This is a genomic window from Pseudomonas sp. S2_H01 (genome assembly GCF_054668305.1).
In genome coordinates this window covers 4,360,582-4,381,179 of record NZ_CP162756.1, presented here as the reverse complement: position 1 = coordinate 4,381,179, position 20,598 = coordinate 4,360,582, and the positions used below count along the sequence as shown (strand labels likewise).

The 20,598-nt window shown below is 60.5% G+C and carries 17 protein-coding genes and 2 pseudogenes; 7 read left to right on the top strand and 12 right to left on the bottom strand.

Annotation, left to right across the window (positions count from 1 at the left end; translation table 11 throughout):
- Positions 1-119: 119 nt before the first annotated feature.
- Positions 120-455, top strand: coding sequence for a hypothetical protein (locus AB4N84_RS19660; protein ID WP_460042728.1), 336 nt, complete (start codon positions 120-122; stop codon positions 453-455).
- Between the two features lie 243 nt (positions 456-698).
- Entirely contained in the window at positions 699-1,076 is a 378-nt protein-coding gene (locus AB4N84_RS19655; protein ID WP_460042726.1) for a hypothetical protein, read from the top strand.
- A 281-nt stretch (positions 1,077-1,357) separates the two neighbouring features.
- Here AB4N84_RS19655 and AB4N84_RS19650 read toward each other — a convergent pair whose 3' ends face one another.
- The gene (locus AB4N84_RS19650) at positions 1,358-1,699 is read right to left on the bottom strand and encodes a carboxymuconolactone decarboxylase family protein (RefSeq protein ID WP_074755236.1); all 342 of its coding nucleotides are present in this window, start codon (positions 1,697-1,699) and stop codon (positions 1,358-1,360) included.
- Positions 1,700-1,812: 113 nt separating this feature from the next.
- On the opposite strand from AB4N84_RS19650, the gene AB4N84_RS19645 reads away from it, so the two are divergent.
- Positions 1,813-2,742 carry an AraC family transcriptional regulator gene (locus AB4N84_RS19645; RefSeq protein ID WP_460042725.1) on the top strand — a complete coding sequence of 310 codons (930 nt, stop codon included), beginning with the start codon at positions 1,813-1,815 and terminating at the stop codon, positions 2,740-2,742.
- A gap of 440 nt (positions 2,743-3,182) precedes the next feature.
- On the opposite strand, the gene ligD is transcribed toward AB4N84_RS19645, so the two are convergent.
- Both ligD and ku read right to left on the bottom strand, forming a co-directional pair.
- Positions 3,183-5,852: a DNA ligase D gene (gene ligD, locus AB4N84_RS19640; protein ID WP_460042723.1), complete on the bottom strand. Its 2,670-nt coding sequence runs from the start codon at positions 5,850-5,852 to the stop codon at positions 3,183-3,185.
- Between the two features lie 46 nt (positions 5,853-5,898).
- The gene (gene ku / locus AB4N84_RS19635; RefSeq protein WP_460042722.1) at positions 5,899-6,819 is read right to left on the bottom strand and encodes a non-homologous end joining protein Ku; all 921 of its coding nucleotides are present in this window, start codon (positions 6,817-6,819) and stop codon (positions 5,899-5,901) included.
- Between the two features lie 236 nt (positions 6,820-7,055).
- Between ku and AB4N84_RS19630 the strand changes: the two genes are divergently transcribed.
- The gene (locus AB4N84_RS19630; RefSeq protein WP_460042720.1) at positions 7,056-8,255 is read left to right on the top strand and encodes an MFS transporter; all 1,200 of its coding nucleotides are present in this window, start codon (positions 7,056-7,058) and stop codon (positions 8,253-8,255) included.
- A 167-nt stretch (positions 8,256-8,422) separates the two neighbouring features.
- Positions 8,423-9,145 (top strand): SDR family oxidoreductase, encoded by a 723-nt coding sequence (locus AB4N84_RS19625; protein ID WP_074755246.1) that lies wholly within the window; start codon positions 8,423-8,425, stop codon positions 9,143-9,145.
- 457 nt (positions 9,146-9,602) lie between these two features.
- Here AB4N84_RS19625 and AB4N84_RS19620 read toward each other — a convergent pair whose 3' ends face one another.
- From AB4N84_RS19620 to AB4N84_RS19595, 6 genes and pseudogenes are all read right to left on the bottom strand, one after another.
- Positions 9,603-9,941, bottom strand: a complete 339-nt coding sequence (locus tag AB4N84_RS19620) for a hypothetical protein (RefSeq protein ID WP_460042718.1) — start codon at positions 9,939-9,941, stop codon at positions 9,603-9,605.
- A 235-nt stretch (positions 9,942-10,176) separates the two neighbouring features.
- Positions 10,177-12,918 carry a cystathionine beta-lyase gene (gene metC / locus AB4N84_RS19615; RefSeq protein ID WP_460042716.1) on the bottom strand — a complete coding sequence of 914 codons (2,742 nt, stop codon included), beginning with the start codon at positions 12,916-12,918 and terminating at the stop codon, positions 10,177-10,179.
- A 142-nt stretch (positions 12,919-13,060) separates the two neighbouring features.
- Positions 13,061-13,714, bottom strand: a complete 654-nt coding sequence (locus tag AB4N84_RS19610; protein ID WP_460042715.1) for a glutathione S-transferase family protein — start codon at positions 13,712-13,714, stop codon at positions 13,061-13,063.
- The gene (locus tag AB4N84_RS19605; protein WP_460042714.1) at positions 13,711-14,307 is read right to left on the bottom strand and encodes a cysteine dioxygenase family protein; all 597 of its coding nucleotides are present in this window, start codon (positions 14,305-14,307) and stop codon (positions 13,711-13,713) included. Before AB4N84_RS19605 ends, AB4N84_RS19610 begins: the two co-directional genes overlap by 4 nt.
- Before the next feature lie 185 nt (positions 14,308-14,492).
- Positions 14,493-14,762 (bottom strand): annotated as a pseudogene (locus AB4N84_RS19600) (amino acid ABC transporter ATP-binding protein); the annotation flags it as partial.
- A gap of 113 nt (positions 14,763-14,875) precedes the next feature.
- Positions 14,876-15,061 (bottom strand): annotated as a pseudogene (locus AB4N84_RS19595) (amino acid ABC transporter permease); the annotation flags it as partial.
- A gap of 516 nt (positions 15,062-15,577) precedes the next feature.
- Between AB4N84_RS19595 and AB4N84_RS19590 the strand changes: the two are divergent.
- Positions 15,578-16,432 carry a LysR substrate-binding domain-containing protein gene (locus AB4N84_RS19590; protein WP_460042712.1) on the top strand — a complete coding sequence of 285 codons (855 nt, stop codon included), beginning with the start codon at positions 15,578-15,580 and terminating at the stop codon, positions 16,430-16,432.
- A 95-nt stretch (positions 16,433-16,527) separates the two neighbouring features.
- Here AB4N84_RS19590 and AB4N84_RS19585 read toward each other — a convergent pair whose 3' ends face one another.
- The 3 genes from AB4N84_RS19585 to AB4N84_RS19575 form a co-directional block, all read right to left on the bottom strand.
- Positions 16,528-17,250 (bottom strand): alpha/beta hydrolase, encoded by a 723-nt coding sequence (locus AB4N84_RS19585; RefSeq protein WP_460042710.1) that lies wholly within the window; start codon positions 17,248-17,250, stop codon positions 16,528-16,530.
- A 140-nt stretch (positions 17,251-17,390) separates the two neighbouring features.
- On the bottom strand, positions 17,391-18,716 hold the full coding sequence (locus tag AB4N84_RS19580; protein ID WP_460042709.1) for an LLM class flavin-dependent oxidoreductase: 1,326 nt from the start codon (positions 18,714-18,716) through the stop codon (positions 17,391-17,393).
- A 15-nt stretch (positions 18,717-18,731) separates the two neighbouring features.
- Positions 18,732-19,673: an aliphatic sulfonate ABC transporter substrate-binding protein gene (locus tag AB4N84_RS19575; RefSeq protein ID WP_074755258.1), complete on the bottom strand. Its 942-nt coding sequence runs from the start codon at positions 19,671-19,673 to the stop codon at positions 18,732-18,734.
- A gap of 228 nt (positions 19,674-19,901) precedes the next feature.
- On the opposite strand from AB4N84_RS19575, the gene AB4N84_RS19570 reads away from it, so the two are divergent.
- The gene (locus AB4N84_RS19570; RefSeq protein ID WP_460042707.1) at positions 19,902-20,345 is read left to right on the top strand and encodes a hemerythrin domain-containing protein; all 444 of its coding nucleotides are present in this window, start codon (positions 19,902-19,904) and stop codon (positions 20,343-20,345) included.
- The last annotated feature ends 253 nt before the right edge of the window (positions 20,346-20,598 follow it).

The following is a 20,598-nucleotide window of genomic DNA, read 5'->3' as shown; positions in this document are numbered from 1 at the left end:
TGATCGACCACCCTCGACTCGCGTCGGTTCAACGGCCACTTCGTCCGTCTGCGCAAGTTCTCGGGAACGCTCTTCGCTCGCCATACGTCACACGTTAGGCACTGAAAGGAGCGCACGACATGAAGACAGTCATCACACTGCAAGAACTTGCCGAAGCAGACCTGCGGCCGTACAAGGAAGTCTGGCTCACAACAGCGCAAGCGTTGGCCGAAAGTGGCCACAACGAAGACGAGCTATGCCTCTGGCGCTCGAACGACACGTTCACTCACGACATGCTCAGCGAAGGCACGCACGACCAGAACGTAGCGGGCGTCTGGCTGATGGTCGACGACATCGACGACCCGGATCAGGTGCTGGAGATCGAAGAAGAGGTGCGCCAGCGCTTGCAGGCGCTAGGGCTGGAGGGCGAGTTCTACCCGGCAGAATCGGGTGACACCCGCGCCTCAATGGGATGAATATCCGTCCACGCCAGGCGTCTGCCTAGACCCTGGCCTCTCCGAGGCCTCCCTCGGAAGCGAAGGCCTTTATACACTTGCCTGATAATGCCTTGGAATGCCCTGCGTAGGTGCTTTCCGAAAAGCTCGTAGTCATGCGGTTTTTGGCCGTTTGTTTAATGACACCTGCTAAGCCGCGTCTTTATTGTCGCCTCCTCACTTCGGTGAACAGGCAGGCGAAAAACTCTTCGAGCATGTTGAACGATGAATAACGACACCTCCGGCTGGGTTGCCATTGTCATAAGCGGCTTAACGATGCTGAACCTGATTCTCCTGTTGTTCGCGGCATACTGGAAACTCCCCACCGCCGAGCAGTACCTCACCGGTTGCCGAATCATTTCGGACACAAAACGCCTATGGAAAGGCAATGGTCCAATCGCAAGGCTGAACAGGCTGGGCGCCGTGGCGCTGGTTTTCACATTGAGCGTGTTACTTGAAAAACGAGGGTTAATAGACCGGGACGAAACCGATCAGGTACCGCTAAGCCTGCGTATCTGGACAGCGGGCCCGATATTGGGGAGTTGCATGTTACTGCTGGGGGCTGTGAGTCTCTGGCTAATGACTAAGATTGGAAGTGCTTGACCCTCAGTGGAAAAAGCTTTGGGCATTTGGAATAGCTGTCGGCAGCGTTTTGAACGAAACCGTTGATGAACGTTAATTTTGTACTTGATATAGGCGTTACCCTTGCCACTGTCGTCGGAATCGTTGACGCAGCCATACTTGTTTGGGTTGCGCTATTCAGACTTGAGCGAGACGAATAGCCCTACCCATGTTGACGCTGTAGCCGCACGCCTTGTCTGCGGTGGCGCTGACAGGTGGGCACCGTAGGCAAGCCATACGACTACAGCCAGTGAATTCCCGCCTTACTTCTTCAACGCGTCATACGCTTCCAGCGCGTGCATCGAGTAGATGTAGGCGGCACCCGCGTTCAGCGAGATCGCAGTGGCCAGGGCGGCTGCCACTTCTTCACGGGTGGCGCCGGCCGCGATGGCGGCTTCGGAGTGGGCGCCGATACAGCCGTCACAACGAGTGGTGATGGCCACGGCCAGGGAAATCAGCTCGCGGGTTTTCGCGTCGAGCACGTTATTTTCTGCGGCGGCATCGCCAAGGGCCATGTAGGCCTTGACCATTTTCGGGTTGGATTTGGACAGCGAACCGAAAGATTGCTTGATGGTGGAAACGAGGTCGGACCAATTGCTGAACATGGTGGTATCTCCTGAGAGCGGCGACTAGACTGCGCCGGGAACACAAACAGTGTCCGCCAAGGGCGTTCGTGTAACTTGCTCGTTTGGCTCATTTCTTTGTCTGAAAGTCGCATATGAACGCCATCGACACGCTCATCACTTTAGCCGACGTCCGCGGAAGCCTTGACCTGCGCTGCCAGTTCCAGGGCGACTGGGCGCTGGATCATGATCAGAAAGCCAGCGGCATCGCGCCCTATCACATCGTTCTGGCGGGAGAGTGCCGGATCGAACTGCCGGACCGTCGGCGGTTGAAGCTGGTTGCCGGCGACATCCTCGTGCTGCCCACCGGGGTCAGCCATTTGCTCCTCAGTCGCGGGGAACGGGTGTCGCCGTCCCGCCCGCAGAGGGAAGAAGGTGGCTTGTTGACCGTGCAACGGTTCGGCAACGGCAACGGCAACGGCCAGGAGCTGGACCTGCTCTGCGGGCGCTTTCTCTACCAGCCCGACTCGATGCTGCTCTCGGCCCTGCCTGATCACCTGCTGATTTCCACCCAGTCGCTCAACGTCGGCGATCCCCTGCCCTCACTCGTTGCATTGCTGCGCAGCGAGGCCGATGGCAATCAGGCGGGTGGCCAGTTCATGGTCAACGCCTTGACCTCGGCGCTGTTCACCCTCGTGCTGCGCGCCCACCTGCACCAGTCGCCGCAAAGCGAAGGCAGCCTTGCACTGCTGAGCGATAGACGCCTGGGTCGCGCTTGGCAGGCGATGCTCGAAGACCCGGCCCATGACTGGACGGTCGAAGCGTTGGCGGAGCTGGCGAGCATGTCTCGCGCCACTTTCATGCGCGCATTCAGCAAACTCAGCGGCAGCTCGCCCTGGACCTTGCTCACCCAGGTGCGCATGCAACGCGCCTACGGTTTGCTAAGCCGCTCGCAAAGCGGCCTCAGCGACATCGCCGCGCAGGTTGGTTATCAATCCCAGGCGGCGTTCAGTAAAGTCTTCAAAGACACCTACGGCATGGCGCCGGGACAGTTTCGTCGGAAGCTCGAACCCCCTGTTTCCTGAGACCTTGGGTGGCAGTGAGTCTGTCCTGCGTTGCCTTTGAATGTTGGGGTGAATCAGTGACATTGAGGTTGCCTGAACGACCGCATTCGCCAGCAAGCTGGCTCCTACAGATTAGATATCGACCGCAAATTATCGGAACGACGCAGTACCTGTAGGAGACGTCCGAGGTTACGAGGGCAGCGATGCGGTGGGTCAGTGACACTGAGGTTGCCTGAACGACCGCATTCGCCAGCAAGCCGGCTCCTACAGATTAGACATCGACCGCAAATCATCGGAACGACGCACTCCCTGTAGGAGACGTCCGAGGTTACGAGGGTATGGGCCGCACTTCGGACGAATGCGCTGGGTCAGTGACATCGATTCTGCCTGAACGACCGCTTTCGCCAGCAAGCCGGCTACAGGTCTGATGGCGGCCTCAAATCCCGGGGAAGCGACCGGAATCACGGGGCCTTCACCCCCAACCGTTTCCACATCGGCTTGGTGATGCGCTGAGTGTTTTTATAACCCGCCCACGGATCGGCCTTGAGCTTGCGCAGGCGTTTTTGCAGGTTGCCGATGTTCCATTGCGTCGATGATTTGAGGCTGCTCAGTTCGTCCCGGGTGATCGGCACCGAGACCGGCAGGCCCGGTCTTGCCCGGGCGGAATACGCGGCCACGGTGCTGGCGCCACGGGTGTTGCGCAAGTAGTCGACGAAGATCTTGCCGACCCGGTTCTTCGGGCCGGAAGTCGCGGTAAAGCGTTCCGGCAGCTGGTCCGACAGGAACTGCGCCAGCGCTTTGGCGAAGGCCTTTACCGTGTCCCAGTCGGCCTTGCGCGCCAGTGGCACGATGATGTGCATGCCCTTGCCGCCGCTGGTCTTGAGGTAGGCATCCAGGCCCAGCTCATCGAGCACCGACAAGGTCATTTGGGTGGCCTCGATCATGCTGCGCCACGGCAACGCTTCGTCCGGGTCAAGGTCGAGGACAAAGTGATCGGGCAGCTCGATCTTGTCGTACGTCGAGCCCCAGGTGTGCAGTTCGATGGTGCCCATCTGGGCCGCGCCGACCAGCGCCTGAACGCTGTCGATCTCCATCAGTCGCGCGTGGCCGGGGTCGAGCTTCGGGTCGAGCTGCTTGATGTTCGGGATCGCCAGCCGCTCGGAATGCTTCTGAAAAAACTGCTCGCCCTCGACACCGTCCGGGCAGCGCAGCAAGGCCACCGGACGGTGATCCAGATGCGGCAGGATCCAGTCGGAAATCGATTCGTAGAAATGCGCCAGGTCGATTTTGTGCAGGCCGCTCTGCGTGTCGATCACCCGCTCGGGATGGCTGATCATCACGCCCGCCACTTCAACCTTGTCTTTGCCGGCACGCTTGCTGGCAGGTTTGGGCTTCTCGGTTGTCACTTCGGCGGTCGTGGACGCCTTGGACGCGCGAGCCTTGGTCGCACCGGTTCTAGAGGCGTTCGGCTTGAAGGGTGCCTTGATGTCCACCGGCGATTTGGGGTACTCGTGGACCACTTCGCTGGCAGGCTTGTCGCTGCGCAGCGCGATAAAGGCCGAATGACGAATGATGCCCTCGCGGGTCCACTCCCCGAACTCCACTTCACCGACCAGCGTCGGCTTGATCCAGTGCACGCCTCGGGCCTGAGTGCTGGTGAGTTTTTTCGCCAGCGGCGAGGCATCCTGCGCGAGCGGCTTCATCTGATCGAGCAATTCACCGAGCATCTTCTGATTGAAGCCGGTGCCGACCCGCCCTGCATACACCAGCCCTGCCCCTTCCTCGTTGACCGCCAGCAGCAGCGCGCCAAACCCGCTGCGCGTGCCCTGTGGCTGGGTGAAGCCGACGATGACAAACTCCTGGCGCAGCTTGCACTTGAGCTTGATCCAGTCCGCGCTGCGCCGTGACTGATAGACGCTGCCCGCACGCTTGCCGATGACCCCTTCAAGGGACAACAGACAGGCGCTTTCCACAATGTCGCGATGGCTGGCCGAAAACGCATCGGAGAAACGCAGCAATCGGCTTTTCTTGCCCAACAGCTTTTTGAGGGCCGCACGACGCTCTTCCACCGGTGTGTTGCGCAGGTCTTCGCCATTGAGGAACGGGACGTCAAACAGGTAATAGACGATGTCCTTGCTGCGGCCGATCTCGAACGCATTCTGCAGCGCCTGAAAGTCCGGCAACCCCTCCTCGTTGAGCACCACCATCTCACCGTCGAGCCAGCCGTCGCCCAGTTTCAGGTCCGCGATGGCCTTGGCCTGCAGGGGCAGACGCTCGGTCCAGTCATGGCCGTTACGGGTGATCATCCGGACGTCGCCGTCGAGAATCCGGGTCATGATCCGATAGCCATCGAATTTGATTTCGTACAGCCATTCGCCTTCTGGGGGCGTGGCCATAAGCGTGGCAAGCTGCGGCGAGAGTTTTTCCGGGACCTTGATTTTCTTCGTCGCGGACTGCTTGCCTGCCGCTTTCCCCTGCGCCTGACCGACCGACTTTTTTGCAGCGACGGACGCAGACGCCGCCGTCTTGCGCTGGCCGGATCTGGCCGACGCTCGGCCATCGCCCACGGTCGCGCCGCTGACCACGCTCTGCGGCTTGTCTGCGACGATGTCGTACTCGTCCGCCGAACGCACCGCCTCGTCCTTCTCCTTGATCAGCAGCCATTGCTCCTTGTCGCCGCTGCCGGGCAAGTGCGTGCGCACCAACGCCCAGTCGCCGGTGAGCTTTTCGCCGATCAAGGTGAATTTAAGCTTGCCCGCCTTATAGGTTTCCTGTGGATCGCCATGGGGCTGCCAGATCCCCCGATCCCAAACGATCACGTCACCGGCCCCGTATTGGCCCTCCGGAATGCTGCCCTCGAAGCTGCCATAGCCCAACGGATGATCTTCGACATGCACCGCCAGGCGCTTGTTCTTCGGGTCCAGGCTCGGGCCTTTGGGCACGGCCCAGCTTTTCAGCGTGCCATCCAGTTCAAGTCGAAAGTCGTAATGCAGGTTGCGCGCATCGTGCTTGTGAATGACAAAGCTCAACGCCTTGTCTTTGTTCCCGCGAGCCCGGCCTGGCGTTTCGGGTGGCTCGGAGGTGATGTCGAAATTGCGCTTACGGGTGTACTCACTCACAGGTTTCGCCATGATCGATTAGACCTCTGCATTGTTCTTATCAACCCGGCATCGCTTTTCAGGATGCCTTGGTCGCTTTCTTCCTTGCAGGGGCGCGCCGTTTGGCCGGAACGTCTTCATCATCGGCAGCGGTTTTGCTCTTGCTGGCAGGTTTGGTTTTTACGGGGGCTTTGGCTGAACCGCCACGGCCACCCAGGCTGCGTTTGAGCAACTCAGTCAAATCGATGACATCAGCGGATTTGCGCTCGGTTTCCCCAGCGTCGGTCTCCACATCCTCGATCTTGCCTTCCCGGGCTTTGGTCTCGACCAGCGTCATGATCTGGTCCTGGAACGTGTCACGGTATTCTTCGGCGTCCGGCGTCCACTCGGCGCTCATGTCCTTGACCAGACGTTTGGCCATGTCCAGTTCACTCTTGCTCAGTTTGACGTCGGTCGCCTCCTTGGGCAGGTCCAGTGTGTCGAGCCCGCGCACTTCAGAAGGCCAGCGCAACAGCACCAGAACGATGGCCGACTCCAGCGGCATGACGGCAGCGAGGTGCTGGCTGGTGCGGATCACGACATGGGCCAGCGCCACCTTGCCGGTGTCTACCAGCGTTTGTCGTAACAGAGCGTAGACCTTCTCGCCACGCTTGTCGGGCGCGAGGAAGTAAGGCGTGTCGATGTTTTGCAGCGGAATGTCTTTGCTGTCGACAAAACCGAAGATGTCGATGGTCTGCGTCGACTTGGGGTGAGCAGCGCGAATCTCTTCCTCACTGATCACCACATAGCGGCCTTTCTCGTACTGCACGCCCTTGACGATGTTCTCTTTGGTGATTTCCTTGCCCGTGGCTTTGTTGATCCGTTTGTAGCCCACCGGGTCCATGCTGCGTTTGTCCAGCCAGTCGAAGTCAACGCCCTGCCGCGACGTCGCCGACACCAGCGCGACCGGAATATGCACCAGCCCGAAACTGATCGCGCCTTTCCAGATTGCCCGAGCCATCGCGTGATTCCTTGTGGGATGAGTCTGTGTAGGAGTGACCGGGGCAAGGGAGGAAAAGTTTCGGCGGAGCGACGGGTGCAGAGATGGCGCATCAGCACCCTTCTTTTGATGCATAAGACATATCCACCCGATAGCACTTCTTAACGCAACGAAAAAGCGTTAGCCTCTGATCCTTCCTTTTTATGCACCGTGGTAGCGCGCTTTTGCGGCCCGTTGCAATGCCAGTCGAGATCCGCATGACTTCCATGCCCCACGCCAACCCCGGTGCAACGATGACCAAGGGCCTGGCCGTACTGTTTGCCTTCTGCTGCGGCGCAATCGTTGCCAACATCTACTACGCCCAACCCATCATCGGATTGATCGCGCCAGACATCGGGCTGTCCAGCACGCTGGCGAGTTTCATCGTGTCGTTGACGCAGATCGGCTACGCGCTGGGGCTGTTCTTCCTGGTGCCGCTGGGTGATCTGCTGGAAAACCGCCGGTTGATGATCATCACCACGGTCGTGGCCATTCTCAGCCTCTTGAGCGCTGCCTTTGCGCAGACGCCTAACCTGTTTCTGCTGGCCTCGCTGCTGGTGGGGTTCAGTTCGGTCGCGGTGCAGATTTTGATTCCGCTGGCCGCGCATCTGGCGCCCGAGGAAACACGCGGACGTGTGGTCGGCAGCATCATGGGCGGCCTGCTGTTGGGCATTCTGCTCGCCCGCCCCGCTTCCAGCATCATCGCCGACCACTTCGGCTGGCGTGCGGTGTTCGGGACGGCAGCGGCGGTCATGCTGGTGATCAGCGTGGTTCTGGCAACGACCATTCCCCGGCATCAACCCGCCCACAACGCCAGCTACGGGCAATTGCTGACCTCACTGTGGACGCTGTTGCGCAAGCAGCCGATTCTGCGCCAACGGGCGTTTTATCAGGCCTGCATGTTCGCCACGTTCAGCCTGTTCTGGACGGCCGTGCCGCTGGAACTGGCGCGCAACCATGGCCTGTCGCAGAGCCAGATCGCCATTTTCGCGCTGGTCGGTGCGATTGGCGCCATTGCCGCACCGATTGCCGGGCGTCTGGCGGATGCCGGACACACGCGAGTCGCCAGCCTGTGCGCCATGCTCTTCGCCGCCCTGAGCTTTCTGCCCAGCCTGATCACGCCAGCGTATGCAGTGATCGGCATGGCGGTGACCGGCATCGTCCTGGACTTCTGCGTGCAGATGAACATGGTCCTCGGCCAGCGCTCGGTCTACGCCCTGGACGCCAAAAGCCGCAGTCGTCTCAACGCGCTTTACATGACCAGCATCTTCATCGGCGGCGCCACCGGCTCGGTGATCGCCAGCGCCCTGTATGACCACGGCGGCTGGACATGGATCGTGATCGCCGGGAGTGCATTCCCGCTCATCGCGCTGCTTGCGTTTCTCAAAAACTCGGCGTCCGGGTCGCGATCTTTCTAAGCGCCCGATAGCCAGACGGACACTGTCCCTGTGGGAGTGAATTCATTCGCGGTGCGATCGTACAACCGACAAGAAAAGGTCGGATGCACTGGCCAATCGCGAATGAATTCGCACACAGGGACGCACCCCGACCTGAACCTTTTCCCCAATCTTACGGAGCACTATTCATGACCTCCCGCACTTTCCTGATCACCGGCGCCAGCAAAGGCATAGGCCGTGCGCTGTCCGAACACCTGGCGGCCGCCGGTCATCAGGTGGTGGGCATCGCCCGCCACGCCGACGACCCGACCTTCCCGGGCGTGCTCAAAGAGCTTGATCTGAGCGACAAAGACCAGACCCGCTGCGGCCTGACCGAGCTGGCGCAGCACTATCGCTTCGATGGACTGGTGAACAATGTCGGCCTGGTACGTCCGCAGCCGCTCGGGCAGATCGAGCTGGACGACTTCGACGCCGTGATGGGCGTCAACCTGCACTCGGCCCTGCTCGCCACCCAAGCCTTGCTGCCCAACATGCGCGAACAAGGCTGGGGCCGGATCGTCAACATCTCCAGCCTGACCGTGCTCGGCATCACCCAGCGCACGGCCTACGCCGCCGCCAAAGCCGCGCTGATCAGCTTCACCCGTTCCTGGGCGCTGGAACTGGCGCAGACCGGCATTACCGTCAACGCCATCGCCCCCGGCCCGACTGAAACCGAGCTGTTCCGGCAGAACAACCCGGTGGGCAGCGAAGGCGAAAAACGCTACCTGTCCGGCGTGCCCATGGGCCGCTTCGGCCAACCCGAAGAAATCGCCTCGGCGATCGCCTTCCTGCTCTCCGAACAGAGCGGGTTCATTACCGGGCAGACGTTGTTTGTCGACGGTGGTGCTTCGGTGGGTAAGGCGGGGTTTTGAACTGAAGCCTGTTTCCACCTCCCATAAAAAAACCGCCATTGCTGGCGGTTTCTGTCACACGTTCAAGCGCTGGGTCCTGCCATGGGCCCTGCGGGCTCAAGTTCCTTACCGTGGGTCAGACCCACACGCAGGTAGTGCTTCTGGGTGTCCGAGAGCTCAGTCGGAAAGGACACCTCTTTCACCCGGACGTCAACAGCCGTTGGCTCTTTCGTTCCGCGTTTTCGAGTGCTCATAAACACCTCGTCGGTGGGACCAATAGAGGCCATCTTAGGAGTCACCTACTGAAATGACAAGGCGACCGCTGCTATCGAACTGGAATCCCAGCGCCCGGTAATACTCAATCGCACCGGGCTCCGGTTGCTGAATCTCTATTTCTTTGCAGCCCAGCAGTCGAGCATAAAAATCCACGGCCAAAAGCGCGAGCGGAGCAATCAGTCCTTTCAGAGGGTGATCAGTGTCAGGTTTTCCCTCCAGTAAAATGATTTTGATCGTCAACCTGCTTCGACGCGGCGTTGCGTAAGCCGCATAACTCGTGTCCGTACCAAAGGGCGAGATCAAATCCTTTCGGATCTTTGACTTTCCACCTTGGAATATCGGCCCATGGGTAGAACCTGCCTTCCCAGCCTTCGCTCGCCACAATCGCAGCCTCATCAATCGAATCGAACCGGACGAGTTTCATCTTTATGCCGGTCGCCAACATTTCAGAAGAACTGGAAACCAATCGATAGACGAGCAAACGAATCTTCGATTTGTTTATCTGGTCGCGAAGCTCAGTTCCTTTCCCATGTCGTCTCATTTGCCGTGCTCGTCGCAAACTCAAACGAGGAATGATGACGAGGAAGCCCTGCACGAGTGCGGTAGATATTTATATGTACTGAGTTTTCCAAAAACAGAAGTCATTACCACTAACGACAGCGCCCCGATGGAAACAAAATACCAACGCCCTCTACAGGAGAAACTTCCGTAGGCGATGGCAATCCAAGGGCGCCACCGCCAGCAACCACTGGGCTGTAAAACCGGATATACGGCTTTCAACGGATCGCCGCAAACCCCCGTTCCAGATCTTCGATCAACGCGCTCACGTCCTCCAGCCCGATGTGTAACCGCAGCAGCGGATTCAGCGCCTTGTCTGGAGCGTTATCGCGGTCGCGGACGTTGGCGACGATGATCAGGCTTTCGAAGCCGCCCCATGAAGCACCCAGCCCGATCAGCTGCAGCGCGTCGATGAAGGCGTCCAGGTGTTTGGGGTCGTTGTCGGCGAGTTCAAAGGTCAGCAGGCCGTTGCTGCCGCTGAAATCGCGCTTCCAGAGTGCGTGATTCGGGTGATCCGCCAATGCCGGGTGGAACACGCGCCTGACCTGCGGATGCTGTTGCAACCAGTGGGCGACGTGCAGGGCCTGGCGCTGATGAACGTCGAGCCGCGCAGCCAGGGTACGGGCGCCACGCAGCACGAGATACGCGTCGTCAGGACTGACGGTGCTGCCGAAGGTGTCGGTCATCACCGCCAGGGGTTGCCAGACCGCTTGCGTGGTGCAGACGCTGCCCATCACCACGTCGCTGTGTCCGGCGATGTATTTGGTCAGTGCCATGATGGAGATGTCAGCGCCGAGGGTCAGCGGGCGGTACTGGTAACCCGAGCCATAGGTGTTGTCGACAGCGAGCAAGATGCCGCGTGACGTGCACAGGGCCGCGATCGCGGGAAGATCCGCCAGCTCGTAGAGCAGCGACCCCGGCACCTCGGCATAGACCATTTTGGTGTTGGCCTGGAGCTTGTCTTCCAGCCCGCTACCATCGGCGGCAAAGTAGCTGTATTGAATGCCGAACGGCGCGAGGAATTCCTCGGCCACCTGGCGCACCGGCGAGTACACCGCGTCGGTGATCAGCACGTGGTCGCCCGGGCGCAGATAAGCCAGAAAGGTCTGCGCCACGGCGGCCAGTCCGGTGCCAAACAGCCGCGTGCGGTAGCCGCCTTCCAGTTCCGTGACCAGGTCTTCCAGCTCGAACGCCGTCGGATTACCCCGCGCACCGTACGTCAGCACACGCTCAGTATCGCGCCGTTTGCGCGCGTCGCGCATCTCGCCGAGCGTGTCGAACAGCACGGTGCTCATGCGGGACACCGGCGGGTTCACACTGCGCACACCGCTGCCCTTTTCGCCTCGTGCGGCATGGACCAACCGGGTGCGAACACGGCTCTGGTTCTCGCTCGAAGCCAAGGGCTTGAGGCTGGCGATTTCCTGTTCGGTCATCTGCCCCAACAACCCGATTTCCCACGCCAGGTACTGACGGGCCGCATCCTTGTTGCCGGAGTGACGGTCGTGGGTGAAAAACAGAAAATCGATGCACTGCTCGTTCAGCGGGTTGCCTGCATCTTCATGCACAGGCAGGCCGGCCGATTGCCAGGCCCTGAAATCCAGCCATCGGGCGTGCACTCGCTGCTGCTCGGGCAATTCAAGGGCCGCTATTGCCGCGACATCGGCATGATCGGCCACAAGCACCATCGGCTTCGTTTCAGTTGCCAGGTCATCGGCCAGATGCGAACGAATCGACCAGCGAGCCCCTGCGATCTGCGCCTTGCGAAACGCCATGCTCCCGCGCAGGTCCACCAGCACAACGGTGTTGTCACGCAGCGAGTCCGCCAGCTCGGCAGCGCTGATCGCAGGCAACGCTGGCGCGACAGCGTCACGCTCGGGCGTTAACGCCAGACCGCTGTGCAAGCCGCCCTTCAACACGTAGGCCTGATGCCCAAGCTGACGTAACCAACTGGCCACGATGGGGGCGCGCACGCCATCGTTGTCGATCAGCACCAGCCGCGCGCCACGCACGCCGATGTAGAGGTCGGTGGATTGAACCAACTGTCCGCCCGGCGTGTGTTGCGCGCCGGGGAGACTGCCGAGGGCAAACTCTTCCGGGGTGCGCACATCGCACAGAAACAGGCTGCGCGCGGGGTCGCCAGACCAGGCCACGACCTGCTCGGCGTCGACGGTCGTCACACCCGCCCGCTGAGCCAGACGTGTGGCGGCCTCACGTTGCTGCGCCAGCGACGCGGCAGCGGACACTTGCGGGTAGCGACGCGTGCTGCCGTGTTCCAGCGGCAGGTCGGCGAGGTACCACCCTTGTGTACCGTTCTCCAGCGCATACACCGGGTTCTTCACCCCCAGGTCAATCAGGGTCTGTGCACCAATGATGCTGCGCGTGCGCCCCGCGCAATTGACCACGATCGGCGTCGTGTCATCCGCAACCAGGTCGGCCAGCCGATACCCCAGCTCGCCGTTGGGGCAGCAGATGGAACCGGGAATGGTCATCTTGCGGTATTCGTCGAACGGCCGGCCGTCGAGCAAAACCAGCGGTTCGCCTCTGGCCTGCAATGCCGCCAGTTCGGGCGCGCTGATGTGCGGCGTGTGGCTGGCTTCTTCCACCAACTCGCCAAACGCCTTGGACGGCACGTGCACCCCGGCAAACAGTTGCAGGCCTGCCGCTTGCCAACCATCAGCACCGCCTTCCAGCACATGGACGTCGGTGTAGCCGAGCGTTTGCAAACGTTGCACCGCCCGGACGGACACATCGTGGCCGGTCTGGTCGTAGATCACCAGGCGCACCGCCGGATTGGGCGCCAGCCGACGCGCTTCCAGCTCAAGGCGGCTGTAGGGCAGGTTCACCCCGTGAAACAGATGCGCTTCGCCGTAATGACCATGCTCGCGCACATCGAAGAGGGCGATCTCCTTCCCGTCGAACAACCAGGTTTGCAGGTGTTGCGGGGTGACTTTTTGGCTCATGGAGTTCTCGTGATTCAGAAAATGATGCAACTCGCTTTTGTAGGAGCGCGCTTGCCCGCGCTTCAGGCGCCGCGGTACATCAGGCAGTCCGCGTTATCGTTTATCGCGTGCAAGCGCGCTCTTATAGGGACGGTGAGCGCCTTTACTGCAACGCCAACGACTTCTCGCCCGCTGCCACGTCCCTGCCCTTGTCATAGGCCCGCTGCACGGCCGGGCGGGCTTTGATGCGTTCGCGCCAGGCGTGAATGTTCGGGTAACGCGCCAGGTCCTGGCCCTGCCGCAATGGCTGAATCCACGGGAAGATTGCCATGTCGGCGATGGAGTATTCGCCCGCCACGAACGGCACGTCGCCCAAGCGTTTTTCCAGCACGCCATAGAGGCGCGCGGCCTCGGCGCCGAGCAGGTCGAGGGCGAAAGGAATCGGCTCCGGCGCCTTCTCCTTGAACACCTGCAACTGGCTCAGATAAGGCGTGACGTGCCCGACCTGCCAGAACAACCACTCCTGCACACGCTGACGCTCGGCAGTGCCTTCGGCGGGCAGAAAGCGGCCAGCCTTGTTCGCCAGATAATTCAGGATAGCCCCGGATTCGAACAGGCTCAGGGGATCGCCCGATGTCGGAGCATGATCGACAATCGCAGGAATCCGCCCGTTGGCACTGATCGCCTGGAACCCGTCCTGCTTCTGTTCGCCCGTGCGGATATTGATCGGCAGCAACCGGTATTCCTGGCCCAGCTCTTCCAGCAGGATGCCGACTTTCAGCCCGTTGCCCGTCGGCCAGTAGTAGAGATCGATCATGCGTACGCCTTGATCGACGGGGCCATTTGCGAGGCGTTGTAGTTGAGCACCTTGCCTTCGGTGTTGACGCCGTAGCGCCCGTTCAACGACTCCAGCGGACGGCCATACAAATGGAAATGCAGGGTCGGGGTTTCGCCATCGACCTTGATGCCATGCAGGTCCTCACCCAGGAAGCTGATCGAGGTGCCCGGCTGCACCACCACTTCTTTCTCCAGCTCAAGCCTGGCGAAGGCCGGGTCGCTGCCGTCGTCGGTGCGCGCCCAGACATAGTTGATCTCCTGCCCCTCGACCGCCACGATCACCGCCCAGGTTTCGTGGTTGTGCGGCAGCGTGCTTTTGCCCGGCAGCAGGGAGTTCATGTACAGCGTCGGGGTCTCGCCATCGTCGTTCAGGCGATAACGAAACGCCGTATCGCCCTCACCCGGCACGGGCGCAGGGAAGGTCGTGAAGTTGAACAACTCACGGCGCTGGGCCAGCTCTTCCAGCAGGCTGACGATCTCTTTCAGCGCTTCACGGTCAACGCCGCGCTGATGGATAACGCGGATTTTTTGCAGGAAGTCTTCGATCACTTGGCTGCGGTCTTCGGTGCTCATCAGGTGCTCCTTTTATAGGTTTTCAGGGCGTGCAACAGATCTCTGCCAGACCACACTGCCCCTGTAGGAGCGCGCTTGCCCGCGATTGCAATCGAACAGTGCCATCTGTGCTGAATGACACACCGCAATTCGCGGGCAAGCGCGCTCCTACAGGGTTCTTGGCGTCTGACAGACGGATATCAACGTCAGACAGACAAACTGTAACGGCTGATATTGCTCAACAAAAACGGATCGCCAACCGCTGCGGGGCGACGTCCGGCGTCGCCGAGGGCGTGGCGCATTTCGTGGGTGACCAGCACGCAGGTCATGCCTTCCTCGGTCAGTTCGCGAATCACCGTCAGCACCTCGCCGACGGTTTCCGGGTCGAGGGCCGAAGTCACTTCGTCGAACAGGATCAGCTCGGGTCGCATCGCCAGCGCCCTGGCGATCGCCACGCGTGGCTGCTGGGCCGATGATCGACACCGCCTGACCGCGCTGCACATCGAGGTCGATGCCTTTGAGCACGGTGTTGCTGCCAAAGGACAAGTGAATGTCGCGCAGGCTGATCAGCGGGTGTTCGGCGCGCGTTTCAGGAGAAGGCATAACGTCGCTCCAGGTATTGAGTGAGTCGGGAAATCGGATGGCAGTAGGCAAAAAACAACGCCAACACACTGAAGTAGATCAGCACTGTGAAGCCGGTCCGGTTGACCGTGTTGCTGGCGATCTGCGCGGTGTCGATCAGGTCGTGCACACCCACCAGCGACGCCAGCGCCGATCATTAATGGCAGGAAACGAGCAAATGGCGAGCGCGTGTACGGCACGGACTTCCCCTCAAATGGTCATCGGCTCGGCGCTTGCGACGGGTGACGTCAGCGCCTTGTAATGAACCGCATCCTAGGGAGAGTACGTGATGAGCGGAAATTCAAATATCAAATATGGTTATAACTTTCTGGTTTCGCGATTTAGAGCAAAAACGATATAAGCCCGAATTTATTGAGCCTTGCGATATTTTTACAAACATGGCTTTTCCAATTCATAAAATTCCGTAATGTATTAACCATCCGCGCTGATATAAAAACTCACTGTTAGGAGCGCGCTTGCCCGCGAATGCGTTCTCAAAGCCGACATCGCAGGTGTCTGACACACTGCATCGCGGGCAAGCGGGCTCCTGCAAAAAGAGAGCGGTGCGTCAGCCATGTGCGGAGTTGCAGGCCAAAGAGCAATCGCGAGCGAGCGAAGGCCTACAGGGAATGCGCTCCGGGCAATGAACCGTTTAAACGAGTAACCACCCATGTCCTCCACCCTAGACCTCGAATTGCTGCGCACCTTCGTCGCCGTTGTCGATCACCACAGCTTCGCGGGCGCCGGGGCGCAGTTGTCGCGCACGCAATCGTCGGTGACCCAGCACATGCAGCGTCTGGAGCAACAGATTGGCGTCAGCCTGTTCCAGAAACAGGGCCGTCAGAAGCAACTCACCGAACCCGGTCGGCAGCTGTTACGCCACGCGCGGCAGATGCTGTCGCTCAACGATGACGCGCTCAATTCACTGCGAGAAAGCAGCCTCAGCGGCGTGTTGCGCATCGGCTCGCCTCACGACATCGCCGACACCATCCTGCCGCCGATTCTCAGCCACATCGCCCGGTCCGCGCCGAGGCTGCGGCTGGAGATAGACGTGGGTCGCAGCCCGTTTCTGATGGAAGATCTGCATCGCGGCAAGGTCGACATGGTGATTTCGACCCGCGAGGATCCCGCCCTGGAAGGCTTCGCCTTGCGTACATCACCGGTGTGGTGGATCTGCTCGGCGCAGTACCTGCACGTGCCCGGCGAGCCGATTCCGCTGATTCTGGTGGATGAGCCGAGCATCTATCGGCGGTACGCGATCGAAGCACTTGAGCGCGCCCACATTCCCTGGCGCCAGGCCTATCTGGCCTCGAACCTGATCGGCATCAAGGCCGCCACTCGCGCGGGGCTGGGGGTCACGGCCCGCAGCATGGAAATGCTCGGCCCGGACATGCGCGTTCTGGGCGGAGCCGACGGGTTGCCCAGGATGCCCGACGTGACGTACCACCTGTGGATCCGGCCCAATACCGTAAACCCACTGGCGCGCCGGGCGTATGAACTCATACGCGGCAGCCAGGGGTTGTAAAGCCCACGACACCTTTGATTCTGCCGAAGGCGCAGGAGCGCGCTTGCTCTGCCGCACTCGGACGATCTGACGCGCAGCGGCAGCCATCAGACGCGTCAGCCTTTGAGCACGCCTTCAATCCAACGCTTCAAATCGGCAACCTCGGCCGACGTAATGGTATGCCCTGCCCCGGCGTAGGAATGAAACTCCGGGCTGATCAGCAAGTTCTCCAGCACCGTCCGTGCCTCGGTCGCGCCGGCGAACGGCACGCGGTTGTCGGCCGAGCCATGACCGATGAACACTTTGAGCGGTTTCAAAGCGGCATCCGGTTTGAGCCGGGCATTGAGCGCCGCAAGAATCTTGCCGCTCAACGGCGCGATGCCACGCACCATTTCCGGATGCTGCAAGCCGATCTGATAACTCATCATCGCGCCCTGACTGAAGCCCACCAGCACCACCTTATCGGGTTGCGTGCCGTACTTCTCGGTGGCTTGTTCGATGAAGGTCCTCAGCAGATCGGTGCTCTTGTCCACATCGCTGGTCACACCTTCGTATTCGGCCTGATCGGTGTCCTGACTGAACCACTTGTACCCGCCACCGTCGACCTCCAGCGGCGCACGCACTGACAGGTAGGTGTAATCCGGCGACAACTCGTCCTTGATGCCGAACAGGTCGCGCTCGTCACTGCTGTAACCGTGCAGGAAGATGATCAGGGGTTTGTCATGGGTATCGGCGGGGGCAGCAGCGAGATAAGGCAGGGCGAGATCGGTGAGCAGGGCTGGCTCGGCATGAGCAAAACCGGTGAACACACAGAGCAGCGCGGCGAAAAACTTCATCATTGAGAACGGGCCCTTTCAGAAAAACGTCGGGCCCATCATACGCAGCATGTTTCGGATGTCAGCCCGAAATCGACCGGGGGATGCTGTCAGAAGGCTGTACAGCTTGCAGATTTTTCGGACAACTGCTGAAGCTGAGCCCTTCAATCCTCCAACGCCGCCAACCCCAGATGCTCCCGCAAGGTCGAGCCCTCATACGCGGTGCGAAACAGCCCCTTGCGCTGCAAATGCGGGATCACGCTTTCGACGAACTCGCTGAACGACCCCGGCAGATACGCCGGTGAAATCACAAAACCATCGCAGCCGCCCTGGGTGAACATCTCTGCCAGTTGATCGGCAATCTGCGCCCCCGTGCCCACCAGTTGCGGCACCCTGACGCTGCTGGCGAAAATCCTGCCGAGTGCTTCCAGCGTGGTTTCAGCCCCTTGCATCAACAGCTTCTCGGCAGCGGCGGGATGAATCGATGGCGAGCGGGCAATGTCCGCCAGGGTCGCCGACAACGGGAACGGCGAGAGATCGACGTTGAGCTGAGAAGCCAGTGTCACCAACCCCAGTTCGGGGCGCGCCAGCGCGTTGTGTTGGTCACGCTTGGCACGTGCCTCGGCCTCACTGCCGCCAATGAACGGCATGACCGCTGTCAGCACCTTGCAACTGTCGGCGTGGCGTCCTTGCTGCACGACCTGCCCGCGCACGTCCTCGCGAAACGCGTGCATCGCCTTCAGATGCGGGTGAATGGTGAAAATCGCTTCGGCCCAACGCGCGCCAAAACGGCGGCCCCGACCCGAGGACCCGGCCTGAATCAACACCGGTCGCCCCTGCGGCGTACGCGGAATGTTCAGTGGCCCTTCCACCTTGAACCACTCGCCTTGATGCTGCACCGAGTTGATCTTCGACGGATCAGCCAGCACGCCGGTTTCACGGTCGAGTTTCAACGCATCCGGCGCCCAGCTGCGCCACAGCTTCAGCGCCACCTCGACGAACTCGTCGGCACGGTCGTAACGCAGGTCGTGCTCAAGGTGCTTGTCCTTGCCGAACAGACGCCCCTCGCTGTCGTTCATTGATGTGACGATGTTCCAGGCTGCGCGGCCCTTGGACAGATGATCGAGCGTGGCGAACTCGCGGGCGATGTGCGCGGGCTCGTAATAGGTGGTCGAACGCGTCGCCCCCAACCCCAGCTTGCGGGTCTGCCCGACCAGGTAGGACAAGATCGGCAGCGGGTCCAGCCGCGTCGCATCCTGCGCACCGTAGCGCAAGGCGATATCCCGCGAACCGCCCATCTGGTCGCCAACAGCGAGGCGATCGGCGAAAAACAGGAAGTCGAACAGCCCATCTTCCACCACCCGCGCCGTGCGCGCGTAGTACTCCGGGTCGAGGTAATGACCCATGGTGTCCGGATGGCGCCAGACGGCATGACTGTGGATGACCGGCCCGGTCAGCAGGAAAGCAGACAGGTGAATGTGACGGCTCATGATGCTTCTCCTGCCTTATTTGGCCTTGGGCACCCAGACGGCGATGTCGGAAATCTTCAACGGCTTGGGAATCAGCTTTGCTTCGTAATAGTAATCAGCGATGCGCTGCTGCTCGGCCAACTGATCGACCTTCACCGGAACGATGTCATAGCTGCGGCGGCTGTTGGCCAATTCCACGGTTTCCGGCGGAATATTGCCCCACAGCGGCGCGAGGTTTTTCGCCGCCTCCTGGGGATGGCCTTTCACCCACTGCCCGGCGTCATGAAGCGTGTCGAACACCACTTGCAGCACCTCGGGGTGCGCCTTCGCGAAACTCGTATTGGCGACATAGAAACGGTTGTAGTTGGCGACGCCTTTGCTGCCATCCGCCAGCACACGAACATGATGCTCACGCTCCTGGGTGGCGAGGAACGGGTCCCAGATCGCCCACGCATCCACATTGCCACTTGAGAACGCGGCCACGCCGTCTGGCGCTTCCAGGTACACCGGCTGAATGTCTTCCAGCGTCAAGCCGGCCTTTTTCAGCGCAGAAATCAACAGAAAATGGCTGCCCGATCCCTTCGAGACCGCGACGCGCTTGCCTTTGAGGTCGGCGACGCTGCGAATGGGCGAGCCGTCCTGAACAATGATCGCCTGCGCGGTGGGCGACGGGTTCTCACGTGCGTAATAGGTCAACGGCGTGTTGGCCGCCTGGGTAAACAACGCGAACGCGTCGGCCACATCGGCGTGCAGATCGACACTCCCCGCGTTCATCGCGCTCAACAGCCCGCTGCTGAACTCATGCCACTGCACGGTAAAGCCCAAGGGCTTCAGGCGTTGCTCGATCTGGCCGTCGTTCTTGAGCAACAGCCACAACGTCGATGAACGCTGGTAACCGATGTTGATGACCTGTTCGGCCTGCGCCGTGGCGGTCGCCAGCAGCAGAGTCGCGGCGACGATGAATGTGCGAAGGGACATGGCAATCCTTAGGTGGGCGAGTGTTTGAACGACGCTTGGCGCCCGGCCTGACCAAAAGGCATGAGCACACCGTCTTAAAGTCCTTTTGATTATAAAAACTGCCACGGATTATGAAAGAAACGTATAGCTCTAAGCTTATGCATCTTGACCGAATGGAACGCCTGAGTGCGGCTCGGGTCTAGCCATAAGCACCTGATTGCAGACCCACAGCCGATGAAGGAAACGACCATGAACATCTTCGAAGCCCTGAGAGAAAGCCACGATCGGCAACGCGGCTACGCCGATGCCTTGATCCAGACCCACGGCGACAGTCAAGACCGTGTCGAGGCCTACGAACAGCTCAAGGCCGAGCTTCAGGCCCACGAGACCGCTGAAGAACGCTTCTTCTATATTCCCCTGATGAAGTACGACAACGGCGTCGACCTCAGCCGCCACGCCATCTCCGAGCACCACGAGATGGACGAGATGATGGAAGAACTCGACGAAACCGAGATGTCCAGCCCCGCATGGCTGGCGACCGCGAAGAAACTGTCCGAGAAGGTCCATCATCACCTCAAGGAAGAGGAACAGAAATTCTTCCAGATGGCGGGGAAGTTGCTGGACGACAAGCAGAAGGAATCGTTGGCGGGCGAATACGTGAAGGAATACAAGGAACAATTGGCGGAGGAATGATCCCCTTCCGGCGATCGGCCTGACGTTGCCGCTTGATGCTCTTTTTTATAAACCACGACACCCGGCCGCATTTGCGCTTTACGAGCTGAATGCGGCGTTTGGTTGACCGGCATCAAAGCGCCACCGGACGACTTCACGTCCAACCCGGCGAGCGGGGTGCTCGTGAGCTCTACCGCGATTGCAGGCACGCAGTGGCGGCTGCACGAGAACCCCGATGCCGCTCACTCAACGCATTACTGATGCGTACACCCAT